Source organism: Kitasatospora sp. NPDC127060 (assembly GCF_042724935.1).
In the GTDB taxonomy this organism is placed as follows: Bacteria; Actinomycetota; Actinomycetes; order Streptomycetales; family Streptomycetaceae; genus Kitasatospora.
In genome coordinates this window covers 1-7904 of record NZ_JBHXEG010000067.1, presented here as the reverse complement: position 1 = coordinate 7904, position 7904 = coordinate 1, and the positions used below count along the sequence as shown (strand labels likewise).

Genomic DNA, 7904 nt, shown 5'->3' with positions numbered 1-7904 from the left:
CGCGGCCCCCCCCCGGGTCTGCGGGGGGGGGCGCCGGGCCCCCCCCCCTCAACAACCCCCCCTTGGGGGCGCCCGTGCGCCCGCCCCCCCCCGCACCCCTCTTTCGTTCGTTCCCGTGTCCGTTTCGGACCGTTCCGGGTTGCCTCGGACCGATCCGAGTCGCCTCGGGACGATTCTCAGCGATTCGGGACCGCCGAGGGGGCTGCGAGCCATGACCGACCAGGACTTCCACCCGGGTCTCACCCCGGGACACCTGGGTGCGCCGGTGCTGGAGCCGGAGGGCCGTCCTCCGGGTGCGCCCCGGCCGCGCTACGATGCGCCGGATCCGCACCGACGGCGTAACGGACTGGCCTGCGCGCTCACCGCCCTCGCCCTGATCGCGGTGTTCGGCGGGATCGGGCTCACCGGCTACACCTGGTTCCAGCAGCAGCGCAAACCCCCGGCCGCCGCCGACTACGCGGGGCAGGGCAACGGCAGCGTCCAGGTCTCGGTGCCGGAGGGCGCCGGCCTGTCCCAGATCGCCTCCGCACTGGTCCGCAACGGGGTGGTGGCCAGCTCGCTCGCCTTCACCCGGGCGGCGAAGGGCAGCGCGGCCGCCGCCGGGCGGATCCAGCCCGGGACGTACACCCTGAAGCAGCGGATGTCGGCGGCCGCCGCGCTGGCTGTCCTGATCGACCCGGCCAACGCCAACGGCCTTACCATTCCCGAGGGTTGGCGCGGCTACCAGATCTACGCGGCGATCGACAAGAAGCTGAACCTGCCGGCCGGCACCACCCAGAAGGCCGCCCAGGACCAGGGCGCCGAACTCGGCCTGCCGGACTTCGCCAAGGGCAGCCCGGAGGGCTACCTGTTCCCCGCGACCTATGCCGTCACCGACGGGACCACCGCGCTGGACCTGCTGAAGCAGATGGTCGAGCGGGCGGGCAAGGAGTTCAGCCGGGACGACGCCAACGTCGTCGCGCAGAACCTCGGGCAGAGCCTGTACGGCCTGGTCACCGTCGCCAGCATGGTCCAGGGCGAGGCCGACAACACCGAGGACATGGGCAAGGTGGCCCGGGTCATCTACAACCGGCTGGCCAAGGGCATGCCGCTGCAGCTCGACTCCACCATCAACTACGCGCTCGGCCGCTCGACCCTGAACACCACCGTCACCGACACCAAGCTGGACTCCCCGTACAACACCTACCTGCACGCGGGGCTCCCGCCGTCCCCGATCTCCAATCCCGGACGGCAGGCGATCATGGCGGCCCTGGATCCGACGCCCGGGGACTGGCTGTACTTCGTGACCGTGAAGCCGGGCGACACCCGCTTCACCGACAGCTTCGACGTGCAGCAGAAGAACGTCGCGGAGTTCAACGCCGCCCGGGCCGCCAAACCGAGCGCTCCGGCCTCCGACACGGCCACCGCCACGCCCTCCGCGCCGGGGGCGGCCACCCCGTGACGGCCCCGTGTGCCGAGCGTGAGGTCGCTCACTGACAGTGCGTTCGCCCGGGCGGGGGTACGGCTGCGGTACGGTAACGTCTCCTCCCAGGCGCTGCGCTAGCACGCCGGTTCGAGAATCAGCCGGGACGGCGGTCGTCCCGGACGGCCGGTCCGATCCTCCGGTCGTCACCGTCGGTTAAGGGGATCAATGACCGATCTGGGTCGGGGCTACGGCCCCCAGGGCGAGCCGTGGCACCCCGGTGATCCCGGGTACGGCGGCCAGCAGCCGGTCCCCGGCCAGCAGGACGGCCAGTGGCAGCAGCAGTACCCGCAGCAGGCCCAGCAGGGTCAGCAGCCGTACGGGGACGTACAGCAGGGGTACGCGCAGCAGCAGATGCAGATGCAACCGGGCATGCAGCAGCAATACCCGGAGGGGTACCAGCTGCAGGGCTACCCGCAGCAGATGGGGGGCCCGCAGCAGCAGGTGCCGCAGCAGGGCTTCGACCACGGCTTCGACCAGGGCTTCGACCAGGGGTACCAGCAGCAGGGCATGACCCAGCAGGCCCACCTGCAGCAGATGCCGATGCAGCAGGGTATGGCCCAGCAGGGCTATCCGCAGCAGATGCCGATGCCGCAGCAGGGCATGCCCCAGCAGCAGGCCGCTCCCCAGCATGTCCAGCAGCAGCAGCAGCCCGTCCGGCAGCAGGCGGCGCCGCAGGCCCCGGCACCCGCGCCCGCCACCGGGCCCGGCCCGGACGGGATCGACTGGGAGGCCGAGGCCGCCGCGCTGGAGGCCGGCGCCGATCCGGTCGGCGGGGCGCACGAGCCCGAGGCCGAGGAGTGGGACGGCCGGCGCGAGGACGAGCAGCACGGCGACGTCTACCTCGACGAGCACGCCGAGGAGGAGCAGAACGGCTTCCTCGGGGAGCAGGACGACTCCCGCGAGGCGAAGAAGAAGCGCAAGGAGAGCGGCAAGAAGGCGGGCCGTCGCAACGGCGGCGCCTGCCTGGTCGTCGCGCTGGTGCTGCTGGGCCTGCTCGGCGGCGCGGGCTGGTGGGGCTACGGCTTCTACAAGGACCACTTCGGTCCGCCGCCGGACTTCACCGGTGAGGGCAACGGCTCCGTCCAGGTCGAGGTCAAGCAGGGCGCGGTCGGCGGGCAGATCGGCGCCACGCTGAAGGCCGCCGGTGTGGTCAAGAGCGTCGACGCCTTCACCAAGGCCTGTGACGCCGAACCCAAGTGCAGCACGATCCAGTACGGCTTCTACACCTTGAAGCGGGAGATGCCGGCCGCGGCCGCGCTCAAGGAACTGCTCGACCAGGCGGGCGGCGCGGCGATCGTGTTCCCCGAGGGCAAGAACTCCTCCGAGATCTACGCCATCATCGACACCAAGTTGAAGCTGCAGAAGGGCACCACGGCGGGCGTCGCCAAGGCCCAGGTCAACGACCTCGGTCTGCCGGGCTACGCGAACGGCAACATCGAGGGCTTCCTCTGGCCGACCCGCTACAACATCGCCGACGGCATGAAGCCCGAGGACCTGCTCAAGCAGATGGTGAAGACCGCCACCGACAAGTACGCCAACCTGGACGGCCAGGCCTCCAAGGCGGGCCTCAAGAACGGCTACGAGGTCGTCATCGAGGCGAGCATCCTGCAGCGCGAGGGCAACAACCCGGGCGACTTCGCCAAGATGGCCAGGACCATCCAGAACCGTCTGGCGAGCGACACCGTGCGCCACACGCTCGGCATGGACACCACGCTGCAGTACTCGCTGGGCCGCAAGGAACTCACGTCGAAGGACATCAACGACGGGTCCAACAAGTTCAACACGTACATCAACCCGGGCCTGCCCCCGACGCCGATCTCCAACCCCGGCGACGAGGCGCTCAACGCGACGCTCAACCCCGCGGACGGCAAGTGGCTGTACTTCATCGCGATGTCCCCGACCCAAACCCTGTTCGCCGAGACGGACAAGGAGCACGCGGCCAACGTCGAGGCGTACTGCAAGGCCGCGGGCCAGGGCTTCGACAAGGTCGGCCTGCACTGCACCACCAAGTAGCCGCCACCGCACCGTCGTTCACGGAGAGCCAGCGTTGACCAGCAAGCACCGGGCGGCCGTCCTCGGCTCGCCGATCGCCCACTCGCTCTCGCCGGACCTGCACCGGGCCGCCTTCACGGCGCTCGGGCTGGACGGTTGGCGCTACGACCGCTTCGAGGTCGACGAGGCCGGCCTGCCCGGCTTCCTGGCCGGACTGGACGAGGCCGAGTGGGCCGGGCTGTCGCTGACCATGCCGCTGAAGCGGGCGGTCATCCCGCTGCTGGACGAGGTCAGCGCGACGGCCCGCGCGGTGGACGCGGTGAACACCGTGGTGTTCACCGCGGACGGGCGGCGCACCGGCGACAACACCGACGTCCCCGGGCTGGTCAACGCCCTGCGCGAGCGCGGCATCACCGAGGTGCCGGCCGCCGCCGTGCTGGGCGCCGGGGCCACCGCCTCCTCGGCACTGGCGGCGCTCGCCCAGGTCTGCGCCGGTGAGGTGACGGTCTACGTGCGCAGCGCCGAGCGGGCCCGGGAGATGGCCGAGCTGGGCGAGCGGCTCGGTGTGCCCGTGCGCACCGCCGACTGGGAGCGCGGCGCCGAGGCGCTGGAGCGGCCGCTGACCGTCTCCACCACGCCGGTCGGGGCGACCGACGCCTTCGCCGGCGCACTGCCCGCGGCCCCGGGCGCGCTGTTCGACGTGCTCTACCACCCGTGGCCGACGGCGCTGGCGGCCGCCTGCGCCGAGCGCGGGGCGACCGTCCTCGGTGGTCTGGACCTGCTGGTCCACCAGGCGGTGCTGCAGAGCGAGGCCTTCACCGGGCGCGCCCCCGGGCCGCTCGCGGCGATGCGCGCGGCCGGGGAGCGGGCGCTGGCCGGGCGCTGAGCCCGTCGGTTCCGGTCCGGTCGTTTCGCCGTGTGACCGGTTGCCGTCCGGCACCCGGACTGTGCCGCCGGGTGCCGCCGGGTCATGAAAGGATTCGGACGGAAGGCACGCTCGGGCGGGCCGCGGCGGTGCCGTGGGCCGGCCCGCTGATGAAGGAGCTCCGTTGGGTACGTTGCGCTGGCTGACGGCGGGGGAGTCGCACGGCCCCGCACTCGTCGCGACGCTGGAAGGCCTGCCCGCCGGTGTACCGGTCACCACCGACGTGGTGGCCGACGCGCTGGCGCGCCGCCGGCTCGGTTACGGCCGCGGGGCGCGGATGAAGTTCGAACAGGACCAGGTGACCTTCCTCGGTGGCGTCCGGCACGGCCTGACCATGGGCAGCCCGGTCGCGATCATGGTCGGCAACACCGAGTGGCCGAAGTGGGAGCAGGTCATGTCGGCCGACCCGGTCGACCCCGAGGTGCTGGCGGGCCTCGCCCGCAACGAGGCGCTGACCCGCCCGCGCCCGGGCCACGCCGACCTGGCCGGCATGCAGAAGTACTCGATCGACGAGGGCCGGCCGATCCTGGAGCGCGCCAGCGCCCGGGAGACGGCCGCCCGGGTCGCGCTGGGCGCGGTCGCCCGGGCGTACCTGCGCGAGGTGGCCGGGATCGAGATCGTCAGCCACGTGGTCGAGCTGGCCGCCGCCAAGGCGCCGGCGGGTGTGGTGCCGCTGCCCTCGGACGAGGCCCGGCTGGACGCCGACCCGGTGCGCTGCCTGGACGCGGACGCCTCGAAGGCGATGGTCGCCGAGATCGACCAGGCCCACAAGGACGGCGACACCCTCGGCGGCGTGGTCGAGGTGCTCGCGTACGGCGTGCCGGTGGGCCTCGGTTCGCACGTGCACTGGGACCGCCGCCTCGACGCCCGGCTGGCCGCCGCGCTGATGGGCATCCAGGCGATCAAGGGCGTCGAGGTCGGCGACGGCTTCGAGCTGGCCCGGGTGCCCGGCTCGAAGGCGCACGACGAGATCGTCCCGACCGCCGAGGGCGTCAAGCGCACCTCCGGCCGCTCCGGCGGCACCGAGGGCGGGCTCTCCACCGGCGAGGTGCTGCGGGTGCGCGCCGCGATGAAGCCGATCGCCACCGTGCCGCGGGCGCTGCAGACCCTGGACGTGCGCACCGGCGAGCCGGCCAAGGCGCACCACCAGCGTTCGGACGTCTGCGCGGTGCCGGCCGCCGGCATCGTCGCCGAGGCGATGGTCGCGCTGGTGCTGGCCGACGCGGTGAACGAGAAGTTCGGTGGCGACAACGTGTCGGAGACCCGTCGCAATGTGCAGAGCTACCTCGACAACCTGATCATCAAATGAGTGAGCGAAGCGAGCTCATCATCAGAGGATGCCGGTTGCGGTCATCGCCCGCCGAGCGAAGCGAGGTGGGGGCATGACCTCTCCCGTCGTCGTGCTGGTCGGCCCGCCCGGCAGCGGCAAGTCCACCGTCGGACGGGCCCTGGCCGAGCGCCTGGGCGTCGGCTTCCGGGACACCGACGCCGACATCGAGACGCTGGCCGGCAAGCCCATCCCGGAGATCTTCATCGACGAGGGCGAGCCGCACTTCCGCGAGTTGGAGGTCCGCGCCGTGCGTGCGGCCGCCGAGGGCCACCGCGGAGTGCTGGCGCTCGGCGGCGGCGCGGTGATGGCCGAGGCCACCCGCGAGCTGCTGCGCGAGCTGCCGGTGGTCTTCCTGGAGGTCCCGCTGGGCGACGCCGTCAAGCGGGTCGGCCTGGACGCCCCGCGGCCGCTGCTGGCCGTCAACCCGCGGGCCCGCTGGCGCGAGCTGATGGAGGCCCGCCGCCCCCTCTACCTGGAGGTGGCCACCGCCGTCGTCGACACCGCCGACCGCACCCCCGAGCAGGTCGCGGACGCCGTACTGGAAGCACTGGAGCTGAAGACCCCCCATGACTGACACCACCGTCAGGATTCACGTCGGCGGCAGCGCCGGCCACGACCCGTACGACGTGCTGATCGGGCACCAGCTGCTCGGTGAACTGGCGCCGCTGATCGGGACGCGGGCCAGGCGGGTCGCGATCATCCACCCGGAGGCGCTGGCCGCCACCGCCGACGCCATCCGCGAGGACCTGGCCGGCGAGGGGTACGAGGCGATCGGGCTCCAGGTGCCGAACGCCGAGGAGGCCAAGAGCGCCGAGGTCGCCGCCTACTGCTGGTCGGTGCTCGGGCAGACCGGCTTCACCCGCAGCGACGTCGTCGTCGGCCTCGGCGGCGGTGCCACCACCGACCTGGCCGGTTTCGTCGCGGCCACCTGGCTGCGCGGGGTGCGCTGGATCTCCATGCCCACCACGCTGCTCGGCATGGTCGACGCGGCCGTCGGCGGCAAGACCGGCATCAACATCGCCGAGGGCAAGAACATGGTCGGCGCCTTCCACCCGCCGGTGGGCGTGCTGGCCGACCTCGGCACCCTGGAGACCGTGCCCAAGCACGACTACGTCTCCGGCCTCGCCGAGGTCATCAAGTGCGGCTTCATCGCCGACCCGGCCATCCTCGACCTGATCGAGGCCGACCCCGAGGGCGCCCGGACGCCGGCCGGCCCGCACACCGTCGAGCTGATCCGCCGGGCCATCCAGGTCAAGGCCGACGTCGTCTCCGGGGACCTCAAGGAGTCCGGCCGGCGCGAGATCCTCAACTACGGCCACACCCTGGGCCACGCCATCGAGCGCAACGAGCGCTACAAGTGGCGGCACGGCGCGGCGATCTCCATCGGCATGGTCTTCGCCGCCGAACTCGGCCGCCTGGCAGGGCGGTTGGACGACGAGACGGCCGACCGGCACCGCACCGTGCTGGCCTCGGTCGGGCTGCCGCTGAGCTACCGGGCGGACGCCTGGCCCAAGCTGCTGGACGCGATGAAGATCGACAAGAAGTCGCGCGGCGACCTCCTCCGCTTCATCGTCCTGGACGGCCTCGGCAAGACCTCCGTGCTGGAGGGCCCCGACCCGTCCCTGCTGGTCGCCGCCTACGCGGAGGTCTCGGCGTGACGCGGGTGATGGTGCTCAACGGCCCCAACCTGGGCCGACTGGGCAGCCGCGAGCCGGACGTCTACGGCGCCACCTCGTACACCGGACTGGTCGAGCGCTGCACCGCGCTGGGCAAGGAGTTCGGCTTCGAGGTCGAGGTCCACGAGACCAACTCCGAGCAGCAGATGGTGGAGTGGCTGCACGAGGCGGCCGACGGGAAGGTGCCCGTGGTGATCAACCCGGGCGCGTTCACCCACTACTCGTACGCGATGCGGGACGCCGCGGCGCAGCGCACCGCGCCGCTGATCGAGGTGCACATCTCCAACCCGTACGCGCGGGAGACCTTCCGGCACACCTCGGTGATCGCGGCGGTGGCCTCCGGCACCATCGCGGGCTTCGGGATCGGTTCGTACGAGCTGGCGCTGCGGGCGCTGGCGGAGCAGCTCACCTCGCGGTGACGGCTCGGATCGCCGATCAGCGGCTCTGACGGCTGCTCAGCGGCCCCGCCGCGGGCGGGGCACCCCCCCCCGCCCCCCGCGAAGGTAACCCCCAAGA

At 72.4% G+C, this 7904-nt stretch carries 8 protein-coding genes; 7 read left to right on the top strand and 1 reads right to left on the bottom strand.

Going from position 1 to position 7904, the window contains the following annotated elements:
• The first annotated feature begins 211 nt into the window (after nucleotides 1-211).
• Nucleotides 212-1441 (top strand): endolytic transglycosylase MltG, encoded by a 1230-nt coding sequence (mltG, locus tag ACFWIS_RS29885; RefSeq protein ID WP_380461180.1) that lies wholly within the window; start codon nucleotides 212-214, stop codon nucleotides 1439-1441.
• Nucleotides 1442-1627: 186 nt separating this feature from the next.
• Here mltG (ACFWIS_RS29885) and ACFWIS_RS29880 read toward each other — a convergent pair whose 3' ends face one another.
• Nucleotides 1628-1828, bottom strand: coding sequence for a hypothetical protein (locus tag ACFWIS_RS29880; RefSeq protein ID WP_380461182.1), 201 nt, complete (start codon nucleotides 1826-1828; stop codon nucleotides 1628-1630).
• Between the two features lie 6 nt (nucleotides 1829-1834).
• Here ACFWIS_RS29880 and mltG (ACFWIS_RS29875) point away from each other — a divergent pair, with 6 nt between their 5' ends.
• The 6 genes from mltG (ACFWIS_RS29875) (at nucleotide 1835) to aroQ (ending at nucleotide 7807) form a co-directional block, all read left to right on the top strand.
• Nucleotides 1835-3478: an endolytic transglycosylase MltG gene (gene mltG, locus ACFWIS_RS29875; protein WP_380461183.1), complete on the top strand. Its 1644-nt coding sequence runs from the start codon at nucleotides 1835-1837 to the stop codon at nucleotides 3476-3478.
• Between the two features lie 34 nt (nucleotides 3479-3512).
• Entirely contained in the window at nucleotides 3513-4343 is an 831-nt protein-coding gene (locus ACFWIS_RS29870) for a shikimate dehydrogenase (protein ID WP_380461184.1), read from the top strand.
• A gap of 163 nt (nucleotides 4344-4506) precedes the next feature.
• On the top strand, nucleotides 4507-5691 hold the full coding sequence (aroC, locus tag ACFWIS_RS29865; RefSeq protein ID WP_380524050.1) for a chorismate synthase: 1185 nt from the start codon (nucleotides 4507-4509) through the stop codon (nucleotides 5689-5691).
• A 73-nt stretch (nucleotides 5692-5764) separates the two neighbouring features.
• On the top strand, nucleotides 5765-6286 hold the full coding sequence (locus ACFWIS_RS29860; RefSeq protein ID WP_380461186.1) for a shikimate kinase: 522 nt from the start codon (nucleotides 5765-5767) through the stop codon (nucleotides 6284-6286).
• The gene (gene aroB / locus ACFWIS_RS29855; RefSeq protein WP_380461188.1) at nucleotides 6279-7370 is read left to right on the top strand and encodes a 3-dehydroquinate synthase; all 1092 of its coding nucleotides are present in this window, start codon (nucleotides 6279-6281) and stop codon (nucleotides 7368-7370) included. Before ACFWIS_RS29860 ends, aroB begins: the two co-directional genes overlap by 8 nt.
• An 8-nt stretch (nucleotides 7371-7378) precedes the next feature.
• Nucleotides 7379-7807 carry a type II 3-dehydroquinate dehydratase gene (gene aroQ / locus ACFWIS_RS29850; protein WP_030553681.1) on the top strand — a complete coding sequence of 143 codons (429 nt, stop codon included), beginning with the start codon at nucleotides 7379-7381 and terminating at the stop codon, nucleotides 7805-7807.
• Nucleotides 7808-7904: the final 97 nt, after the last annotated feature.

Excerpts from the sequence above, each read along its gene's own strand:
- aroB (WP_380461188.1), top strand. The coding sequence starts at position 6,279 with ATGACTGACACCACCGTCAGGATTCACGTCGGCGGCAGCGCCGGCCAC.
- aroQ (WP_030553681.1), top strand. The coding sequence starts at position 7,379 with ATGGTGCTCAACGGCCCCAACCTGGGCCGACTGGGCAGCCGCGAGCCG.
- mltG (WP_380461183.1), top strand. The coding sequence starts at position 1,835 with ATGCAGCAGCAATACCCGGAGGGGTACCAGCTGCAGGGCTACCCGCAG.
- ACFWIS_RS29860 (WP_380461186.1), top strand. The coding sequence starts at position 5,765 with ATGACCTCTCCCGTCGTCGTGCTGGTCGGCCCGCCCGGCAGCGGCAAG.
- mltG (WP_380461180.1), top strand. The coding sequence starts at position 212 with ATGACCGACCAGGACTTCCACCCGGGTCTCACCCCGGGACACCTGGGT.